Raw genomic sequence first — 17,550 nt, forward strand, 5'->3', positions numbered from 1 at the left:
CCCCGCAGTCGTCACCAGGCGGCGCGCTCCCGTTTCACGCCCAGAACGACAGCCACGCCGCCCCCACGCCCGCCCCGGTACCGCTCTCCGCGACGACCCCGCCGGGTTTGGAAGCCGCCGCCAGCGCGAGCACCCGACCCACCTCGGGGGTACAGCTCTGCCGGAACCCGCACGCGGCAGCGATTCGTTCAGCGGCCACCACCCTTGGTGGGACGGCCCGTTGCGCATGGCCGAGCATCCCCGGCTCCCTCCCCGCGAAGGCCTTGAGCCTACCCCTGCACGAGATGACCGCGACCTCAACTCCCGGGCCCGAAGCGGACCGCCTCCGCGCGGGAGCGCGAAGTGGCGTCGAGGAGCAGCACGGACGCCGCCTCCGGTATCGGCATCGGAGCGCCCGCCTCCAGGTGACCGGTGAGGGCGGCGAACAGGCGTACCAGGCCGCGGTGGTGGCGGGCGAAGGTACGGGGTGGGACATGGCGGCCGCGGGTGCGTTGGCCGTCCAGGGCCGCCGCGGAGCCGACGTCGAGCAGGACCAGGTGCAGCTCACGGCCCTGCCGGGCGGCCTCGCGGGCGAGCCAGCGGCGCATCCAGGCACGGCTGCCGCAGTCGTGCACGAGCAGCGGGCCGCCGTGCCGGACGGAGGTGCGCAGCAGGCGGCCGTGCTCCAGGCGGGCCCACGGCCGGTAGACCGCGTACGGCAGGCTCGCGGGCATGACGGCTTCGCAGGCCTCGTGCACGGTCCGCGGGTCGACCGTGGCGAGGCCGCCACCGCCCGGTCCGGACCAGCGGCGCAGCAGCGTGCTCTTCCCGGCGCCGGGGAGGCCGGAGACGACCACCACCGCGCCTGCCGGATACCGCACGGTGAACGCCGGCCCGGCCGCGCCCCGCAGGTCGACGACACCGCGCGGCACCGTCTCGGTTCTGTCCGTCCTGCTGTTCATCGCGCTGTTCATCCGCCCCCGTTCGTGCTCGACCGGGAACGATAGCAACCCCGCCTGCGTGCCATGAGGCAACGGACGACATGATGGGTCGTCAGATGTCGTCTGATACGGATGAGAGTTGAACGTGACCGGAGCCCCCGACACCGCGACGCACACCGGGCTGGTGCTGGCAGGGCTGGCGCGCGATCCGGGCCGGGTGGCGATCCGGTCCGGCGAGCGGGCGCTGACCGCGCAGGACTGCCTGGACGCCGTGTACCGGCTGGCCCGGGCGCTGGACGGGGCCGGCCTCGCGCGCGGGGACGGGGTGACGGTGCTGGCGGGGAACCGGCCGGAGACGGTGCTGGCGCGGCTGGCCGCGAACCTGCTGGGCTGCCGGGTGGCGATGCTGTACCCGGACCGCCCGGTGGCCGAGCAGGTCGCGATGGCGGAGGACGCCGGGACGGCGGCGCTGGTGTTCGACCCGGCCGGACTCGAAGCCACCGCCGGGCACCTCGCCCGGGCGCTCCCGTCGGCCGCACTGTTCGCGCTCGGCCAGACGGCCCTCGGGACGGACCTCCTGGAGCTGGCGGCGCCGCTCTCCCCCGTGCCGATCCTGCCCCGGTACCGGCCGGAGGACGTGATGGCGGTGCGGTTCACGGGCGGGACGACCGGGCGGCCGAAGGGGGTGCTGCGCCGGTTCGCCCGGCCGCCGAGGCCGGAGTTGGAGGCCGCGTCCGTGTTCCTGCTCTGCACCGCGCTGTGCCACGGCGGCGGGACGACGGCGGATCTGGCGCTGGCGGCGGGCGGCACGGTGGTGCTGCAGGAGGGGTTCGCCGCCGGTGCGGTGCTGGCGGCGGTGGAGCGGTTCGGGGTGTCCCGGGTGTATCTGCCGCCGCATCTGCTGTACCGGGTGCTGGACCATCCGATGCTGTCGCGGACGAATCTGGGCAGCCTGCGCCGCGTGACGTACACGGGCTGCCCGGCGTCTCCGCGGCGGCTGGCGGAGGCGACCCGCCGGCTGGGCCGGGTGCTGCACCAGACGTACAGCCTGACGGAGTGCGGGCCGGTCAGCCGGCTGGCGCCCGACGAGCATCTGGACCCGCGGCTGCTGACCACCGCCGGGCGCCCGTTCCCGGACACGGAGGTGCGGATCCTGGACGAGGCCGGCACCCCGCTGCCGCCGGGCCGGACCGGGGAGATCTGTGTGCGCTCCCCGGCCGTGATGCGGGGCTACTGGCGCGATCCGGAGCTGACCGCGCGGGTGCTGCGCGACGGCTGGCTGCACACCGGGGATCTGGGCAGCCTGGACGCGGCGGGCTACCTGACGGTGGTCGGGCGGCGCGAGCCGATGGCGATCGTGGACGCGCACAACGTGTTCCCGCGGGACGTCGAGGGGCCGCTGCTCGCGCACCCGGAGGTCCGGGAGGCGGTGATGTTCGCGACGGCGGGGCCGGACCGGCTGGAGCGGGTGCACGCGGCGGTGACGACCGCGCCCGGCGCACGGGTGACGGAGGAGCAGCTGCACCGCTGGGTGAGGGAGCGGAGTGGTCCGCTCTGCGCGCCGTCGTCGATTCTGCTCCTGCCGGGGATCCCTCTCGGGGACACCGGGAAGCCGGATCTCGGGGTGCTGCGGGCGCTGGTGGACGGCCCGTCAGGGTACGCGTCCGCCGCCCCGGGGGCGCGCGAAGGGGCGTAGCGCGCCCCTTCGATGCTTCGAGCGCCCGCGCGGGCGACCGCTCGCGCGGCAGCCGGCGGGAAGAACCGCCTGTGGACACTCGACCGTGCGCGTCGAACTGCCGATACATCCCCGCGGCGTTCCCTCGCACCGTCCCCAGGAGGCACCTCCGTGACCTGGCTACGCGTCCTGACCGCAGTCGGCATCCTCGCCGTGGCGGCCAGTGCCCTGCTCGTCTTCGCCCTCTGCACCGCCGCCGCCCACGGCGAACGCGCGGCCGACGCTCCCGACCTCCGCGAGGAGGCCGAGCGCAGCGGGCTCTTCCAGCACCTGGGCGGAGGGAGCTGACAGCACCCTCAGTGCCCGGCCAGGTCGTCCGGCCGGACCTCGATGTGGTCGGCCGCGAGGTCGACCGCGACCCGGTGCTCCATGCCGAGCGCCTCCAGGAACTTGACGGGCAGCTGGACCCGCCCGGAGCGGTCCAGTACGACGCACTCGCGCTCGTTGACCGACTCCTCGCCGTGCTCGTCCGTCACGGTGCGGCGCAGCACCTCGCTGCTGGTGCGGCCGTCGCGGATGGCGACGGTGCGGCGGACCTCACCAACGCTCCGGTTGAACCGTCGCCCGTGCGCTCGCCAACGACCCCGCCCTGATCATCGCCGACGAGCCGACCGGCCAGCTCGACTCGGAGACCGGCCGCGCGATCATGCAGCTCCTGCGCGCCGTCGTCCGCAGCGAGGGGTCACCGTGCTGGTCGCCACCCACGACCCGACGCTGATGGAGCTCGCCGACCGCGTGATCGAACTCCGTGACGGACGCATCGTCGAAGCGGAGCCGGTCCCGGCTTCCTAGCGGCACGAGGGGCCGCCTCCGGGCGCCGTCAGCGCGCCTGGAGCGTCGCCTCGCAGACCGGGCAACGCCGGGTCCGCTGGGACGGCGGGTACCAGGGCGCGCCGGGCCCGGCGGGCCGGTACGGCTCCCGATCCAGGTCGGCGGTGTCGAGCCCGCAGAACGTGACCGGCCCCGGGTCCTCCGGCGCGTCCGGGTCCGGCGCCGCCGCGTGCACCCACCGCACCCGGGCGCTCACGTCGACCTCGCCCACGTCCAGCACCTCCGTGGACGGCTCCAGCTCGACCAGCACGATCACACCGCTCATACCTCGACCCTGCGCCCCGCCCCCGGCTCCCGCATCCCGGCGGTGGTCAGCCGAGCCCGGGTGGGCGGGCGTCAGTCCTCGGGCACGGTGATCGACTGCGCGTGGTGGAACACCCCCTCGCCGTCCCAGTACTTCTTGGCGCTCTGCAGCCGCGCGTAGTTCCCCTTGTAGTAGAGCCGCGGGTAGGCCGCGTCCGGCTGGTCGGCGGTGCCCAGGTCGACGTCCGGATAGTTGACGTAGGCGCCGTCGGTGCCGGTGTCGATCTCGGGGACGCCCCCGGTCTCGCGGTAGGCGTCCCGGTAGAGCCCCGCGAGGTAGTCGAGGTGGGCCGCGTCCTCCGCCGGGTCCGTCCAGTACGTCTGGTACTGGAGCTTCATGATCGAGTCGCGCTGCGGGACGGCGGTCTCCCCGGGCTTGCGGGCGTTGACCCGGCAACCGTAGGAGTCGATCTGGACCAGCGTCTTCTTCAGGTCGGCGCCCTTCACGTCCCGCACCAGCCAGCGCCAGAAGGCGTCGATCTGGACCTGACTGAAGGGCTCGCGGTGGTAGGCCGACTTGTACTTGCCGCGCTGGTTGTCGCCCGAGCCGTTGAGCGTCATGGTGGCCTGGAACCACGGCAGTTGCCGGCGTTTCTCCGGGTACGGCAGGAACAGCCCGCCGGCGCTGTGGGTCTGGACCGTCGACCGGGTCGCCATCCCGGCCTCCACCGCCGCCACGAAGTCGTCCAGCGGCCCGGGGTCGTCGCCGTCCCACTGGCTCACCAGGACCACGTTCCCGTTGGAGCGGTGGGTGAGATGGAGGAGAGTGAACAGGCCCTGGTAGACCGGCTCCTCCGGCCCGCTGTGCTCCATCAGGAAGGCGCCGTAGTTCCGCAGCAGCGTCTCGAAGTCCCCAGGGCGCTTGAGCAGGTCGTCCCAGGGCCAGGCGACGCTGCTGAGCCAGACCCGCGGCGGCGGCTGCGGGATGTCCGCCGCGAAGTGGTAGCGCAGGACGACCCCGAAGTTCCCGCCGCCACCCCCGGTGTGGGCCCAGAAGAGGTCCCGCTCGGGCGAGTCCTCCGGGTCGTCGCGGTGGGCCTTCGTCACCTCGCCGGTGCCGCCCCGGACGGTGACCACGTCGACCTGCACCAGGTGGTCGACCGTCAGCCCGTGCCGCCGGGAGAGCAGTCCGTACCCGCCGCCGCAGATGTGCCCGCCCGCACCGACCGAGTAGCACGAGCCGGCGGGCAGGGTGCGGGCGTACTCGCGGAACAGTGTCGTGTAGACGTCCCAGTTGGTGGCGCCGCCCTCGACGCAGTACGTCTCCCCGCCGAACTTGTCGGTCGACGCCTCGACGCCGCGCATGGTGCTGAGGTCGAGGATGACACCCCCGTCGTTGTCGACGAACCCCTCGTAGCAGTGCCCGCCGCCCCGCACGGTCGGCCGTAACCCCCGGTGGAGCGCACGGTTCAGCGCGGCCACGGCGTCGGCCTCGTTGCCCACCAGGCGGATGTAGGCCGGGTCGCTGCGCCAGCGCTGGTTGAAGCCCTGACTGAGCGTCTGGTAGCGGGGATCCCCCGGCAGGACGGACCGCCCCCTGGGCAGCTCCCGGGCCGCCGCCGCAGCCAGCGGCGCCGCACTTATGGTCGCCGCTCCCACGGACGCCGCACCTGCCGACGCGGCACCCAGGAATCCCCGACGAGAGAACTCTCCACGCATGACCGACCCTCACTTTCCCGCGCAGGAGAAGCTGCTCGGCGGCGGGTTCGGTCACTCCCCTCGGGCCTTCGGCGCCGTCAGGCTGGTCGCTTCCCCATGGTCAGTAGCTGCCCGCACTCGGGTCGCTCGTTGAGTCGCTGGCGAAAAAGGCCAGGTCAGGGCACTGGTGAGCACCAATCATCGACCGAAGCGACCGAAGTCGAGAAGATGGCTCACACAGACTAACCGAGCGAGGTCACACGGGCCCGGACCAGCGGAGCGTCGGCGGAAACTCAGCGACCGTCGCGCGGATCGGGCACGAGGCCCGATCACCGGCAGTGTGTCGCGAGGGCGTCCGTTTCGGCGGCGTAGAGCCGGGCCGGGTCGAAGCCCATGCCCGCGAAGTGGCCGGCGAGTTCCAGGGACAGCACGCCGTGCAGGCGGGTCCAGACGGTCAGGGCGTGGCGGAGGGCCGACGGCGGGGCGGGGTGCTCCCCGGCCCATGTGCGGTGGTCCGCGAGGTGTTCGTCGAGGCGTGTCGTGGTGGTCGGGGGTGACGCGGCGGCGGTGCAGGCGTCGAGGAGGACGGCCATGATCTCGGCGGTGATCCGGGTGGTGTCCTCCGGGGCCTGGTAGCCGGGCACGGGCGTGCCGTAGACGAGGAGGTACCGCTGGGGGTCCTCGAGCGCCCAGCCGCGCAGGGCGTGCGCCAGATCGGCCAGGTCGGCGCCGGCCTTTGCGCGGGACCGGAAGGTGTCGGCCAGGCTGCGGTAGGCGTCCCGGACGAGTTCGGTGATCAGTTCGTCGCGGTTGGCGAAGTACCGGTAGAGGGCGGGCCCGCTCATGCCCATCTGCTTGGCGATGGCGTTGAGGGACAGGGCCGAGGCCCCGGCGGTGGCGATCTGCTCCCAGGCGTGCCGCTTGATCTCATCCCGCACCTGGGCGCGGTAGCGCTCCCGAGGAGTCCTCGCCTCCGACTCGGTCACTTCCGCCTCCTCCAGGCCTCTGACGACGGCACCCATGTTCGCGTTAGAGGTTATCACTCTTCTTCTTGACTCTCACCGAAGCCGGGAGTTATAACTTCTAACGAACACAACATCCTCTACGGAAAGGGGGCGGTCATGGAGACCGACCGCATGTTCCAGGTCGTTCTGCCCGGCATCGTCGCGCCGGAGGGCCTGGAGATCCGGCACGGCCGCGTGCCGCAGGCAGGCCGCGGGCAGGTCGTCGTCGCGGTGGAGGCGAGCGGCGTCTCGTTCGCCGAACAGCAGATGCGCCGGGGGCGGTACTACGACCAGCCGCCCTTCCCGTTCGTCCCCGGCTACGACCTCGTGGGCCGGGTGCTGGCCACCGGCGCAGGCGTCGACCCGGGCCTGACCGGGCGGCGGGTGGCCGCACTGGTGAAGACCGGCGGATGGTCCAGCCACGTGGTGCTCGACGCGGCGGACACGGTCGAGGTCCCGGACGGGCTCGCCGCGGACGAGGCGGAGACCGTCGTGGTCAACGGCATCACCGCCTGGCAGATGCTGCACCGCCGCGCACGGGTACGGGCCGGGCAGACCGTCCTGGTGCACGGCGCGAGCGGCGGGGTGGGCTCCGTCCTGGCTCAGCTCGCCCGGGCGGCCGGCGCGACGGTGATCGGCACGGCGTCCGCCCGGCACCACGACGCCCTGCGGGACCTCGGCGTCATCCCGGTCGACTACCGCTCCGGCGACGTCGCGGCCCGGGTCCGGGACCTGGCACCCGCCGGGGTGAACGCCGTCTTCGACCACGTCGGCGGCCGGAGCGTCATCGACTCCTGGCACCTGCTGGCCGCCGGCGGCACGCTCGTCGCCTACGGCAGCGCCTCCACCCGCGACGACACCGGCTCCAAGCAGTGGCCCGTCCTGAAGATCCTCGCCCGCACCTGGCTCTGGAACACCCTGCCCAACGGGCGCCGCGCCTTCTTCTACAACATCTGGGCCGGCCGCGCCCTCGGCAAGGACCGCTTCCGGGCCCGCCTGCGCACCGACCTCACCGAAGTGCTCGCCGCCCTGCGCCGCGGCGACGTCTCCGCCCCCATCGCCGCCCGTCTCCCGCTCACCCGGGCCGCCGAGGCCCTGCGCCTGGCGGAGTCCGGCACCGTCACCGGGAAGATCGTCCTGACCCCCTGACCCGGGCAGCCGCACCGCCCGGAGCCGCGACCCGGCACACCATCACATGGACGACCGCAGGCTACGACACCGCCGTCTGGTGGCCGGTCGCGCTCACCGCCGCCGCCCTTCCGCTGTGCCTGCTCCTGCCCGGCCGCGGGCCGAGCCGGGCCGCAGCCGGGCAGGACGGCTCCTGGGCGAGCGCGGCCCGCAGCCCCGGCGCGAGCCTGCCGGTGGCACCGCTTGAGCGAAGCACCCGAACTCCGCTTCCGGGGCTCCCCGGACCCTGGTCGGTTCTGACCTCCCACACGCCGTCGCTGACCAGGTGGTGGAACGGGTAAGCGGGAGTTGTCGGGTGCGACGGCCCGTACTCGGCGAGCAGCCGCCTGAGCTCCTCCTCAACCGCGCTGTAGCGCAGTTCACCATCGGCGTCCTGCTGATAACCGCCAAGGGCGTACAGCAGCAGCAACGGCTTGTGCGGAGCGCGAACTCCGTTGTTCGTCCAGCGTCTCAGCCGCGCCACCCGATCCAGCCAGTCCATGAGCGCCAGAGTAGTCAAGGTCAACGTTTTGCAGGGTCAGAAAACGAACTGCACCAACCGGTTGCGCGTGGGCCGGCTCGTTGACCGGAGCCAAGCGCTGGGCCGATGAGGCCCGGCCGCGACGGGCCGCGGCGCGCTTCGGGGCTTGACGGCCGTTTGTGCTGGTTCCGATACTGGCGTCGGCTCGGTTGGTCGACAGGACGGCGGAGCGCTGGGTCGTGGGCAACCGGGCATGGGAACCGGTGGTCGACATCTCACCGTTGCGCCGCTCGACCTCCTGGGACACGAACAATTGTCTCAAGCATGGGAATAGTGAGCGATGAAGGTTGCCTTTGTCGGCGATGTGCACGGGCGTGTGCTGCACGCGCTGGGCGCTGTGTTGATGTTGCAAGCGCGGCGAGGACTGCGGCTTGACGCCGTCATCCAGGTCGGGGATCTCGGGGCCTACCCCTCCCCCGACCGGTTCGATGAATCAAGCCGTCGGTTCCATGCGGACAATCCGGCGCAGGGTGACTTCTTCCGGCTGCTGGATTCATCAGGGCGGGTGGCTACGGGTGTTGTCGCCGCCCTCCGGCAGCTGCCCCGGATCCTGTTCCTGAGTGGCAATCACGAGGACCACGAGTGGCTCGGGTCTCTGCACGACGCGGCACGCGCTGATGTCGTGCCGGTGGATCCTTTCGGCGCCTTCCACCACGTCGCCTGTGGTCACGTCACCGAGGTCGCCGGGGAGCGGGTGGCGTTCCTCGGCCTGATCGAGGCGCCGGGAAAGATGGACTTCGACGAGGCCGCGTACGCACGGCTGCTCGCCACCGAACCCGGCAGCGTCGACGTGCTCGTCACCCACGACGGCCCCTACGGCATGTCCCGCAGCAGGCGAGGAGACGTCCAGGGCTCGGCAAGGCTGTCCAGGCTCATCGAGCATCTCCAGCCGCGCCTACACGTCGGCGGCCACTACCACCACGAGAACGGACCCCGCCACTACGGCCGGACGGTGTCACACGCGCTCGCCCAGCTGGTCGACCCCAAGAGGGACCGGTGGCAGCCGGAGCCGATCAATCCGGAGCAGCGGATCACGCCCGGCAGCATCGGTGTACTCGACACCCGGACCCATGCGTTCGAGTACGTCCACGACGACTGGCTCGCCGAGATCAGCGGCGACGACCTCGACCTGACCCGGATCGCCGCGATGACCTGCCCTCGATGACAGTGCCCCAGGCTGAGCTCGCTCGCCAGGGGAGATCATGTCAGGCGAGCCTCTGCTGACCCCGGATGCGAGACGTTGGCCACCGACGACGCCCTCCAGCCGACTCTGAGGCCTTGGAACCGTATCGTGATCAAGCAGTGGGTCGGGTCGAACGCGACCGCCGCGCCTTCACCTTCGTCCTCGACCTCGTGGAACAGAACGGCGTCGACCTCGAACGCCTGCGCATCATCGCCCCCTTCCGCGCCCTCGTCGCCGAGTGCAAGAAGATCTGCCGCGACCGCGACGGCTGGACCAACGCACTCCTCGACGAACGCTGCGCCACCGTCCACAAGGCCCAGGGCAAGGAGGCCGACGTCGTCATCCTGGTCCTCGGCGGCAACCGCCCGGGCGCCCGCGCCTGGGCTGCCCGCACCCCCCACCTCCTCAACGTCGCCGCCAGCCGCGCCAAACGCCGCCTCTACGTCATCGGTGAACGCCACCTCTGGGCCCCGCTCCTCCGCTTCGACGTCCTCGCCGACGAACTCGACACCTTCGACCACGTCCGCGACCGCGACACCTGGCCACCCCGCGACACCGAGCCGGTGCCCCAACCCGAGTAGCGCGCCGCGCGGCACGCACGCGCAGGGCCTGCCGGACGTGGTCACCGGGGGGGTGAGCGGACACGCCTCAGGAGGCCGGCGTGTATCCGCGGGTTCGCACGAGGTCGTGGGTGAGGTGGGTGAAGGCGCGGGTGGCGGCGCTTTGGTAGGCGTCGGTGCGCCGGAGGAGGGTGACGGTGCGCGTGGGGAGGGCGGGGTCGAGCGGGACGGGGGTGAGGTGGGGGTGGTCGTGGGTGACGGCGTCGGGCAGGACGGTGGCGAGCTGGGTGCGCTGGACGACTTCGGTGAGGGCCTGGATGGAGTTGGCCTCGACGGTGATGCGCGGGCTGACACCGTGTTGTTCGAGATAGGCGTCGATGTGGCCGCGGGTGGCGAAGTCGGAGCTGAGCAGGGCGAGTTGTCGATCGGCGAGTTCTCGCACCGGTAGCGGGCCGTCAGGGTCGGCGGCGGGCTGGCGGGTGCCGGTGACCAGGGTGAGCGTCTCGGTGAACAGGGCGGTGGCGGTGATGCCGGGCAGGTGGGGGCCCTGAAAGGCGATGCCGAGGTCGAACTCGTCGGCCAGCAGGCCGGTTTCGATGCGGTCCTGGGTCGTCTCCCGCACGGTCAGGGTGATGGCGGGGTGGCGGGTGTGGAGTTCGGCGGTGAGCGGGCCGACGAGGTAGGCCGTGAACGTGGGGGTGACCGCCAGTCGTAGCTGCCCGCGGGAGAGGTCCTGCACGTCTTGGACGGCGCGCTCGGCGGCGGCCAGGTCCCGCAGCGCGCTGCGGACATGGTGGGCGTACGCCTCGCCGGCGTCGGTGAGGCGTACGGTGCGGCCGGTTCGGTCCAGCAGTTGCGTGCCCAGGGTCCGTTCGAGCTGCTTGATCTGCTGGGACAGCGTGGGCTGGGAGACGTGCAGGTCTTCGGCTGCGCGGGTGAAGTTGCCGTGCTCCGCGACGGCGAGCAAGTAGCGCAGGTGACGCAGTTCCAGGGCCATGACCAGAACTATAGATGTCACCAATGATTTCCATGGACACTAGGTCTTGGACACTATAGATCGAGGTCATGCAGGGTGGATCTCGCCGGGCCCCACGGGCCGGGCCGCCACGAAAGGAGTGACCCCATGCATGACCTCGCCCAGGGCGTCGCGCGTTTCCAGCAGGACGTCTTCCCTGCCAAGAAGGAACTCTTCGCCCACCTGGCCGCCCACCACACGCCCCACACGCTGTTCATCGGCTGCTCCGACGCCCGCGTCGTCCCCGAGCTGATCACGGGGTGCGAGCCCGGTGAGCTGTTCGTCATCCGCACCGCCGGCAACCTCGTCCCCGCCCACACCCCGGGCGCCGACGGCGTCGCGGCGAGCATCGAGTACGCCGTCGCCGCACTCGGAGTGAGGGACATCGTCGTCTGCGGGCACTCCGCGTGCGGCGCGATGACCGCCCTCGCCCACGGTCACGACCTGAGCGACGCCCCGGCGGTCGCCGGCTGGCTGCGGCTCGCCGACGCCTCGGTGGCCAGTACCGCCACCGCCGGGGACGTGCCGGCCCTGGTGCGGCAGAACGTGCTGGCCCAGCTGGCGAACCTGGCCACCCACCCGTCGGTCGCCCGCGCCCTGGCCGAGCAGAAGGTCACGCTGCGCGGCTGGGTCTTCGACATCGCCACCGGCTGCGTCGAGGAACTCCAGGCCACCGGCTCCACCGCCCCGCTCGCGGCCTGACCCCGGCTTCCCGGGCCGGCCCTGTCGGCGCGACCCGGGACCCCCCCGAACCCGCCCGCCCGCCGTGCGCTCGATGCGCGATGGGCACACAGTGAAAGGAACCCACCCGTGGTTCACGCCCAGTTCGACCCCACCGCCCGCCAGGCGCTGGCCGCCCGGGCCGTGGAGGCCAAGACGCGCAAGGACCTCTCGTGGCAGCAGATCGCCGACGCCTCCGGCCTGTCGGTCGCCTTCACCACCGCCGCCGTCCTCGGCCAGCACCCCCTGCCGAACGTTTCCGCGAAGGCGGTCGCCGAACTGCTGGGCCTGGACGACGAGGCGGCGATGCTGCTCCAGACCATCCCCACCCGCGGCTCGGTCCCCGGCGGCATCCCCACCGACCCGACGATCTACCGCTTCCACGAGATGCTCCAGGTCTACGGCACCACCCTCAAGGCCCTGGTCCACGAGCAGTTCGGCGACGGCATCATCTCCGCGATCAACTTCAAGCTCGACGTGAAGAAGGTCGCCGACCCCGAGGGCGGCGAGCGCGCCGTCATCACCCTGGACGGCAAGTACCTGCCGACCAAGCCCTTCTGATTCGCACACCCGCGTGGGGCGGGCCGCGTCGGGCCCACCCCACCCCCGGCGAGCGCCGCGTGACCGGAGCCCCGACCGCTGCCTGATGACCGAGGTGAACACCGTCGGCCCTGCCGTCCGGTGCTCAGCCTCGGCGGCGGGCGGCCGGGTCATGCTCGATCGCACGGGCATGACCGGCCGACCGATGGTCGACATCGACGCCTTGGCCGAGGCTCACGCCTCGTCGCCCGCTCGCCGCGCACGGAACGCCGCTGCCTTGACCCGGTTCTGGCAGGCCGTCGAGCAGAACTGACGACCGGCGTTGCGGGAGGTGTCCACATAGACCCGGTCGCAGCGCGGGGCCGCGCAGACCCCGAGGCGTCCGGCGTAGTCGCCGCCGAGCGCCATGGCGAGGCCGGTGGCGCAGCCCGCGCTCCAGCCGACGGCGTAGGAGTCGTCGGCGCCGTGGAAGTGGACCTGCCACGGCTCTCCGGGAGCCCGGTCGAGCTGGGGGCGGGCGCCGGTCTCGCGCAGCAGTGCGTTGAGGGCGGGGGCCGCGTCGTCGAGGCGGTCGGCGGCCACGGCCTCGAACACGGTGCGCAGGGCGCGGGCGGTGTCGGCCAGCCGGTCGGCCTCGTCGGGTCCCAGGTCCGCCGCAGCGGAGAGCGCTGCACGGACCGCGCCGACCCGCTCGGCGCCCTCGGGGGCGAGGTAGCGACGGCCGCGCGCCTCACCGTCGGTCAGGGCGTTGACGAGCGCCACCGAGGCATCGAGCAGGGTACGCATGTGACTGTCGAACAACACTTGACCGGTTACCTTTCGCCTGTCTACGGTGATCGTCACCGACATTAGACGATTCACCAGTGACAGGAGACGTCGTGCCGCGCTCCGAACCGCTGCCCCGCACCGTCCGTCTGCTGCTGCTCGCCCGGGTCGTCAACCGACTCGGGGCCTTCTCGCTGCCCTTCCTCACCGCGCTGATCAGCACCGACCGCGGCGCAAGCCTGACCACCGCCGGGCTGGTCAGCGCCGCCTTCGGGCTCGCGACGATCCCCTCGCGGCTGGCCGGGGGGCGACTGGCCGACCGGATCGGGCGCCGCACCACCATCGTGCTCGGGCTCTGCGGCTGTGCCGCCGCACAGCTGGCGATCGCGGCCTCCGCGTCGCTCACCTGGGCGGTCACCGGGGCGGTGCTGCTCGGGCTGGCCTTCGAACTCTACGAGCCGCCGAGCCAGGCGATCATCGGCGAGTCCGTGCCACAGCGGCACCGGGTGCGCGCGTTCAGCCTGTTCAGTGCCGCGCTCGCGGCGGGCGGCATGGGTGCCGGGCTGCTCGCCGCCCTGCTCGGCCGCTGGGACCTGCGCTGGCTCTTCGTCACCGACGCCGCGACGTGCCTGGCCTGCGCCCTGCTCATCCGGCTGGCCCTCCCCCGCGATCGTCCAGAACCACCCGTCGCGGACCAGGACGACGCAGCCGTACGACCGCTGCACGACCGAGCCCTGCTGAGCGTCCTGGCCACCGGCACCGCCTACGCCCTGATCAACCAGCAGACCGTGATGACCCTGCCGCTCGCACTCGCGCGGAAGGGCCTGCCCGCCGCCGACGCCGGGCTGCTGCTCAGCACCGCCGCAGCCACCACCGTCCTCGCCCAGCCGCTGGTCCGGCTGCCCTGGGCGACCCGGCTCACCACGCCCGTCGCCCTGGCACTCGCCCATCTCGTCCTGGCCGCGGGGCTGACCGGCTACGCCCTCGCCCACGCCCTGCCGGCGCTGCTCACCTCGGCCGCCGTGTGGAGCCTCGGCGACCTGCTGGTCATGGGCCGCGCCTACGCCCTCGTCACCGACCTCGCACCCCCCGGCGGAAGCGGCCGCTATCTGGCCGCCTTCGGGACCAGCTGGGGCATCGCCGCCACGCTCGCACCCGTCCTCGGCACCCAGCTGCTCGCCCACGCGGGGACGACCGTGCTGTGGTCCGCCATGGCCGCCCTCTGCCTGCTGCTCGCCGCGCTGCACCTCCGGGTGACACCGGAGTCGGCCCGGTCGACGCAACGCGACAACCAGCTGCCACACGCCGCCCGCGAGGCCGTCACCGCGCCCGGACCGGTCCTGGACGACGCCATGGCGGCCCGTTCAAGCGAGGGTGCATCAGGCCATGAGAAGTTCGTGTACTGACGGGGACAGCCCTGGACCCCGCCACGCCCGAGGGGCGATCCAGGTGACTGTCCGTCGCCTTCGCCCACCCCGCCGCGGACAGGGCCCTCGGCTGCACCAACCCTGTCGACCTGCCCGCCGGCCCGGTCGCTTCCAGCTGACCCGGCCCGGCCCCGTGGTGCTGCGGGCTCTTCAACGCCCGACACGAGGGCGACGACGGCACTCCGGGTGTGCGGGTGGCCCCGTGTGCCGGCCGATCAGGCACGACTACGGCTTATCAGCCACCCTGGCCGGGCTTCACGGCCCGAGCACCCTCCATCAGGCCTCTTCGTGCCTCGGCCACGACCTCCGTGTGCCGGATGAGCATCTCGAGGTGGCTCGTGACCAGAGCCGCCTCGGCCGGCGTCGTCCAGCCGGGCCTGTGGATGATGTCGAGCAGCTCCTCGTACTCATCGTGCGCGATGGCTTTCGTCATCGTGATGAGGTGGTGAACCCGCTGCTCGAGGTGGGACAGCTGAGCCTGCTCCATGAAGTACTCCCTGAGTCGGACCGGTACGAGCAGCCCATACATATCCAGAGCAGGACCAGCCTCTTAGCGGCTGAACGGGTGGAACAAACGCGGCACGCATACTGGCGGGGCCTCCCTCAGCCGTCGAGCAGCCGCCAGGCGGTGAGGGCGAGCCTGGCCCGCAACAGGCCGCCGGGTTCGATGAGTTCGATGTCCAGGGCCGTGCCACCCCATCGACGCCGCGCTCACGGCCCTGTCCCGCCAAGCGCTGTGCGGTCCCAGCGGAGCCGGGGACGGCTGACGAGCCGTGGCAGCCGCACCATCTCGCCATACTCGCCTGCGCGCTGTCGACCGGACCGGGGGACAGCAGCCCCGGATCGCCCGGCTAGGCTGAAGCAGCGTGCCAATGACCGTGGTGGGCTGGGAAGGGTGCTGGACGAGGGGGACCGTGAGCGAGCTGTACGACCTGCGGGCACGGCTGGCGGCGCTGGAATCGGAGGTCGACCGGCTCCGCAAGGAGTCCGCGGCGACGCCCACGATGGCTGACCGGAGCAGCGCGGACGTCCGTACGCCGCAGCGCGACCGCCGCCGGGTGCTGGACGCGGTCGGGGAGGAGCAGGTCGAGCAGCGCCAGGTGATGACCCGCCTGGCCGAAGCCGTCGGGGTCCTGGTCTCCGGCCAGGCCCAGCAGACCATGGTCCTGCAGACGCGCACCCGGTCTCTGGAGACCCAGAGCCGCACGACCCCGCAGCACAGTCAGTTCCTGGAGAGCCTCCTGGCAGGCCAGTCGCCTCTCTTCGAGGAACTGCGCCGCCCGGACGACAAGCAATAAGGACCGGGCAGTCTGCGCACGGCGCATCACGGACCCTCGCTTTCCCGCACGGGAGAAGCTGGCTTTGCAGCTACGTTTGCCTGATCCGTTGACGAATCAGTGTGGCGGTAGGCCATTTCTCCGAAAAGCGGATGCGGTGGCCGGCGAAGAGAACCGCCGGCCACCGCGTCCGCGGCGACGAACCGTCAGACCGCCGGGAACGGGTCCAGGTCCGGCTTCAGCAGCTGGCCGGCGGCCGGGGCCTTCTGGTCCACGAGGTAGCGGGTGACCAGTTCGTTCAGGGCCTTGCTCCGGCCGACCGCGCAGTGCTCGATCGAGTCGACGCTGACCAGCACGGCGTTGCCCAGCTCCTCCTGCATCCGCTGGGCGAACTTGTACTGGGTGGCCGGGTCGTAGAGGTTGCCGATCACCATCACGGTGTTGGCGCTCTTGCGGTTCCACGGGCCGGTGAAGCGCTCGGCGTCGACCGCCGGGGCCGGCCAGCTCGCGCACGCGGGCGCGTCGAAGGCCTGGTACCGGCCGAAGGTCGGGGCCGCCTTCTCCCACTTCCGCGCGACGTTCGCGAAGGCCCGGTCGTTCGACGGGTACGGCTTGTCCTGGCAGTTGACGGCCAGGTAGGAGTCGTCACCGGTGTACGGCGAGTCGGCCGGGGCCTCCCGCAGCGCCCGCGGGACGCTCACCGCGAGCTGGTTGGCGTCGTCCGCGGCGGCCGTCGCCTTCGGGGCCATCAGGCCGGGCGCGCTCGGCTTCTCGACCACCTGGTACAGCGCCTGCAGCTGCTTGGCCAGGCCGGCCAGCTTGGCCTGCGAGTACAGTGCGCTGGCGACCTGCTCGGTGAAGGTGCTCAGGGTCACCTTGGTGCCGCCCGGCAGGGTGACCGGGGTGGTCCGCAGGTGGTCGCGGAGCCCGTCGAACTTGGCGCGGGTGTCGCCCTCGCCGAAGGCGCAGCGCGGGGCGCCGGCGGCCTGGCAGCGCTTGAGGAACTCGTCCAGCGCGAGTTCGAAGCCGTCGGCCCGCTGGCGGTCGTACTCCATGCCGTCGCTCAGGCGCAGCGCCGGGTCGACGTTGCCGTCGATGATGATCGCGCGCACCTTGCTCGGGTACATGTTCGCGTACGTCGAACCGATCAGGGTGCCGTAGGAGAACCCGGCGAAGGTGAGCTGGGCGTCGCCCACGGCGCGGCGCATCCGGTCGAGGTCACGGACCACGTTGATGGTCGACATGTGCTCGATCAGCGGGCCGGCGTTCTTGCTGCACGCGTCGGTGTAGTCCTGGTCGGCGTCCAGGGTCGCGTCGATCTCGGCCCTGGTGATCGGCACGCCGACCATCCGGCCGCTGACGGCGTCGGCCTCCTCCTGGGTCTTGAAGCACTTGAGCGGGTTGCTCCGGGCCACACCGCGCGGGTCGAAGCCGACCAGGTCGAAGCGGGACTGCACCTCGGCGCCGAAGCGGGTGGTGGTCGCCCACATGTAGCCGCTGCCGCCGGGACCGCCGGGGTTCATGAAGAGCGAGCCGATCCGCTTGGACGGGTCGCTCGCCCGGCGGCGCATCATGGCGATGCCGACCTTCTCGCCGTCCGGGTTGTCGTAGTCCAGCGGCACCGGATAGACGGCGCAGTCGTAGACACCCGGGTCCGGCTTGGACGGGTCGGGGTTGCAGGGCGTCCAGGCGACGGGGTCGACCTTCGCCTCGGCCGCCGCCGCTCCCGGCGCCTGGTCAGCCGGCGCCGCCGAGGCCGCGACGGCACTTCCGGTGACGAGAGCGAGCGCACAGGTGACCGCTCCGGCCAATGTGGATATACGGGACAAGGAACCTCCTCCGAATGCAAGGGCGGCCCCAGCCTGTCAGCCGAAGATCCCCGTGGGAAGACTTTGAAGGTTCGCAAATGTTCCGAAAATCATCC

General features: G+C 72.1%; 18 protein-coding genes and 2 pseudogenes. 10 read left to right on the forward strand and 10 right to left on the reverse strand.

The genetic code is table 11. The features are described from left to right. Positions 1-296: 296 nt before the first annotated feature. Positions 297-941: an AAA family ATPase gene (locus F7Q99_RS00480; protein ID WP_230210117.1), complete on the reverse strand. Its 645-nt coding sequence runs from the start codon at positions 939-941 to the stop codon at positions 297-299. 124 nt (positions 942-1,065) lie between these two features. On the opposite strand from F7Q99_RS00480, the gene F7Q99_RS00485 reads away from it, so the two are divergent. After that, positions 1,066-2,616, forward strand: coding sequence for an AMP-binding protein (locus F7Q99_RS00485; RefSeq protein WP_195910963.1), 1,551 nt, complete (start codon positions 1,066-1,068; stop codon positions 2,614-2,616). 150 nt (positions 2,617-2,766) lie between these two features. After that, positions 2,767-2,943 carry a hypothetical protein gene (locus F7Q99_RS42410; protein WP_153459564.1) on the forward strand — a complete coding sequence of 59 codons (177 nt, stop codon included), beginning with the start codon at positions 2,767-2,769 and terminating at the stop codon, positions 2,941-2,943. 8 nt (positions 2,944-2,951) lie between these two features. Here the strand turns inward: F7Q99_RS42410 and F7Q99_RS00495 are convergent, their stop codons facing one another. After that, positions 2,952-3,146: a hypothetical protein gene (locus tag F7Q99_RS00495; RefSeq protein WP_407697723.1), complete on the reverse strand. Its 195-nt coding sequence runs from the start codon at positions 3,144-3,146 to the stop codon at positions 2,952-2,954. Between the two features lie 68 nt (positions 3,147-3,214). Here F7Q99_RS00495 and F7Q99_RS00500 point away from each other — a divergent pair. After that, a pseudogene (locus F7Q99_RS00500) lies at positions 3,215-3,447 on the forward strand (ABC transporter ATP-binding protein); the annotation flags it as partial. A 28-nt stretch (positions 3,448-3,475) separates the two neighbouring features. Here F7Q99_RS00500 and F7Q99_RS00505 read toward each other — a convergent pair. The 3 genes from F7Q99_RS00505 to F7Q99_RS00515 all read right to left on the reverse strand — a co-directional run bounded on the left by F7Q99_RS00505 (position 3,476) and on the right by F7Q99_RS00515 (position 6,449). Next, positions 3,476-3,751: a hypothetical protein gene (locus F7Q99_RS00505; RefSeq protein WP_153459565.1), complete on the reverse strand. Its 276-nt coding sequence runs from the start codon at positions 3,749-3,751 to the stop codon at positions 3,476-3,478. Between the two features lie 71 nt (positions 3,752-3,822). After that, entirely contained in the window at positions 3,823-5,388 is a 1,566-nt protein-coding gene (locus F7Q99_RS00510; protein ID WP_326846100.1) for an FAD-dependent oxidoreductase, read from the reverse strand. A gap of 368 nt (positions 5,389-5,756) precedes the next feature. Beyond that, the gene (locus F7Q99_RS00515) at positions 5,757-6,449 is read right to left on the reverse strand and encodes a TetR/AcrR family transcriptional regulator (protein WP_153459567.1); all 693 of its coding nucleotides are present in this window, start codon (positions 6,447-6,449) and stop codon (positions 5,757-5,759) included. Positions 6,450-6,548: 99 nt separating this feature from the next. On the opposite strand from F7Q99_RS00515, the gene F7Q99_RS00520 reads away from it, so the two are divergent. Next, the gene (locus F7Q99_RS00520) at positions 6,549-7,580 is read left to right on the forward strand and encodes a medium chain dehydrogenase/reductase family protein (RefSeq protein WP_153459568.1); all 1,032 of its coding nucleotides are present in this window, start codon (positions 6,549-6,551) and stop codon (positions 7,578-7,580) included. 163 nt (positions 7,581-7,743) lie between these two features. Here the strand turns inward: F7Q99_RS00520 and F7Q99_RS00525 are convergent. Continuing rightward, positions 7,744-8,100 (reverse strand): annotated as a pseudogene (locus tag F7Q99_RS00525) (phosphorothioated DNA-binding restriction endonuclease); the annotation flags it as partial. A gap of 319 nt (positions 8,101-8,419) precedes the next feature. Here F7Q99_RS00525 and F7Q99_RS00530 point away from each other — a divergent pair. Both F7Q99_RS00530 and F7Q99_RS00535 read left to right on the forward strand, forming a co-directional pair. Further along, entirely contained in the window at positions 8,420-9,304 is an 885-nt protein-coding gene (locus tag F7Q99_RS00530; RefSeq protein ID WP_153459569.1) for a metallophosphoesterase family protein, read from the forward strand. Positions 9,305-9,441: 137 nt separating this feature from the next. Further along, positions 9,442-9,903 (forward strand): AAA domain-containing protein, encoded by a 462-nt coding sequence (locus tag F7Q99_RS00535; protein WP_326846102.1) that lies wholly within the window; start codon positions 9,442-9,444, stop codon positions 9,901-9,903. 67 nt (positions 9,904-9,970) lie between these two features. Here F7Q99_RS00535 and cynR read toward each other — a convergent pair whose 3' ends face one another. Continuing rightward, on the reverse strand, positions 9,971-10,879 hold the full coding sequence (gene cynR, locus F7Q99_RS00540; RefSeq protein ID WP_153459570.1) for a transcriptional regulator CynR: 909 nt from the start codon (positions 10,877-10,879) through the stop codon (positions 9,971-9,973). 126 nt (positions 10,880-11,005) lie between these two features. Between cynR and F7Q99_RS00545 the strand changes: the two genes are divergently transcribed. Together F7Q99_RS00545 and cynS are read left to right on the forward strand one after the other, a co-directional pair. After that, complete coding sequence (locus F7Q99_RS00545) at positions 11,006-11,599, forward strand: carbonic anhydrase (protein WP_153459571.1); 594 nt, start codon at positions 11,006-11,008, stop codon at positions 11,597-11,599. A gap of 108 nt (positions 11,600-11,707) precedes the next feature. Continuing rightward, the gene (gene cynS, locus F7Q99_RS00550; protein WP_326846103.1) at positions 11,708-12,178 is read left to right on the forward strand and encodes a cyanase; all 471 of its coding nucleotides are present in this window, start codon (positions 11,708-11,710) and stop codon (positions 12,176-12,178) included. 213 nt (positions 12,179-12,391) lie between these two features. Here the strand turns inward: cynS and F7Q99_RS00555 are convergent, their stop codons facing one another. Then, positions 12,392-12,943, reverse strand: a complete 552-nt coding sequence (locus F7Q99_RS00555; RefSeq protein ID WP_153459573.1) for a CGNR zinc finger domain-containing protein — start codon at positions 12,941-12,943, stop codon at positions 12,392-12,394. 77 nt (positions 12,944-13,020) lie between these two features. Here F7Q99_RS00555 and F7Q99_RS00560 point away from each other — a divergent pair, with 77 nt between their 5' ends. Next, entirely contained in the window at positions 13,021-14,328 is a 1,308-nt protein-coding gene (locus F7Q99_RS00560; RefSeq protein ID WP_326846104.1) for an MFS transporter, read from the forward strand. A 256-nt stretch (positions 14,329-14,584) separates the two neighbouring features. Here F7Q99_RS00560 and F7Q99_RS00565 read toward each other — a convergent pair whose 3' ends face one another. Next, complete coding sequence (locus F7Q99_RS00565) at positions 14,585-14,836, reverse strand: hypothetical protein (protein WP_153459574.1); 252 nt, start codon at positions 14,834-14,836, stop codon at positions 14,585-14,587. Positions 14,837-15,263: 427 nt separating this feature from the next. Between F7Q99_RS00565 and F7Q99_RS00570 the strand changes: the two genes are divergently transcribed. Next, positions 15,264-15,647 carry a hypothetical protein gene (locus tag F7Q99_RS00570; RefSeq protein WP_153459575.1) on the forward strand — a complete coding sequence of 128 codons (384 nt, stop codon included), beginning with the start codon at positions 15,264-15,266 and terminating at the stop codon, positions 15,645-15,647. Between the two features lie 185 nt (positions 15,648-15,832). On the opposite strand, the gene F7Q99_RS00575 is transcribed toward F7Q99_RS00570, so the two are convergent. Continuing rightward, positions 15,833-17,455: an alpha/beta hydrolase gene (locus F7Q99_RS00575; protein WP_230210118.1), complete on the reverse strand. Its 1,623-nt coding sequence runs from the start codon at positions 17,453-17,455 to the stop codon at positions 15,833-15,835. Between the last annotated feature and the right edge of the window lie 95 nt (positions 17,456-17,550).

Source organism: Streptomyces kaniharaensis (assembly GCF_009569385.1).
Classification (GTDB): Bacteria; Actinomycetota; Actinomycetes; order Streptomycetales; family Streptomycetaceae; genus Kitasatospora; species Kitasatospora kaniharaensis.

What these genes read in the sequence shown, in the direction of transcription:
- F7Q99_RS00545 (WP_153459571.1), top strand. Translation starts at nt 11,006, where the DNA reads ATGCATGACCTCGCCCAGGGCGTCGCGCGTTTCCAGCAGGACGTCTTC.
- F7Q99_RS00565 (WP_153459574.1), bottom strand. Translation starts at nt 14,836, where the DNA reads ATGGAGCAGGCTCAGCTGTCCCACCTCGAGCAGCGGGTTCACCACCTC.
- F7Q99_RS00555 (WP_153459573.1), bottom strand. Translation starts at nt 12,943, where the DNA reads ATGCGTACCCTGCTCGATGCCTCGGTGGCGCTCGTCAACGCCCTGACC.
- cynR (WP_153459570.1), bottom strand. Translation starts at nt 10,879, where the DNA reads ATGGCCCTGGAACTGCGTCACCTGCGCTACTTGCTCGCCGTCGCGGAG.
- F7Q99_RS00520 (WP_153459568.1), top strand. Translation starts at nt 6,549, where the DNA reads ATGGAGACCGACCGCATGTTCCAGGTCGTTCTGCCCGGCATCGTCGCG.
- F7Q99_RS00515 (WP_153459567.1), bottom strand. Translation starts at nt 6,449, where the DNA reads ATGGGTGCCGTCGTCAGAGGCCTGGAGGAGGCGGAAGTGACCGAGTCG.
- F7Q99_RS00505 (WP_153459565.1), bottom strand. Translation starts at nt 3,751, where the DNA reads ATGAGCGGTGTGATCGTGCTGGTCGAGCTGGAGCCGTCCACGGAGGTG.
- F7Q99_RS00480 (WP_230210117.1), bottom strand. Translation starts at nt 941, where the DNA reads ATGAACAGCAGGACGGACAGAACCGAGACGGTGCCGCGCGGTGTCGTC.
- F7Q99_RS00530 (WP_153459569.1), top strand. Translation starts at nt 8,420, where the DNA reads ATGAAGGTTGCCTTTGTCGGCGATGTGCACGGGCGTGTGCTGCACGCG.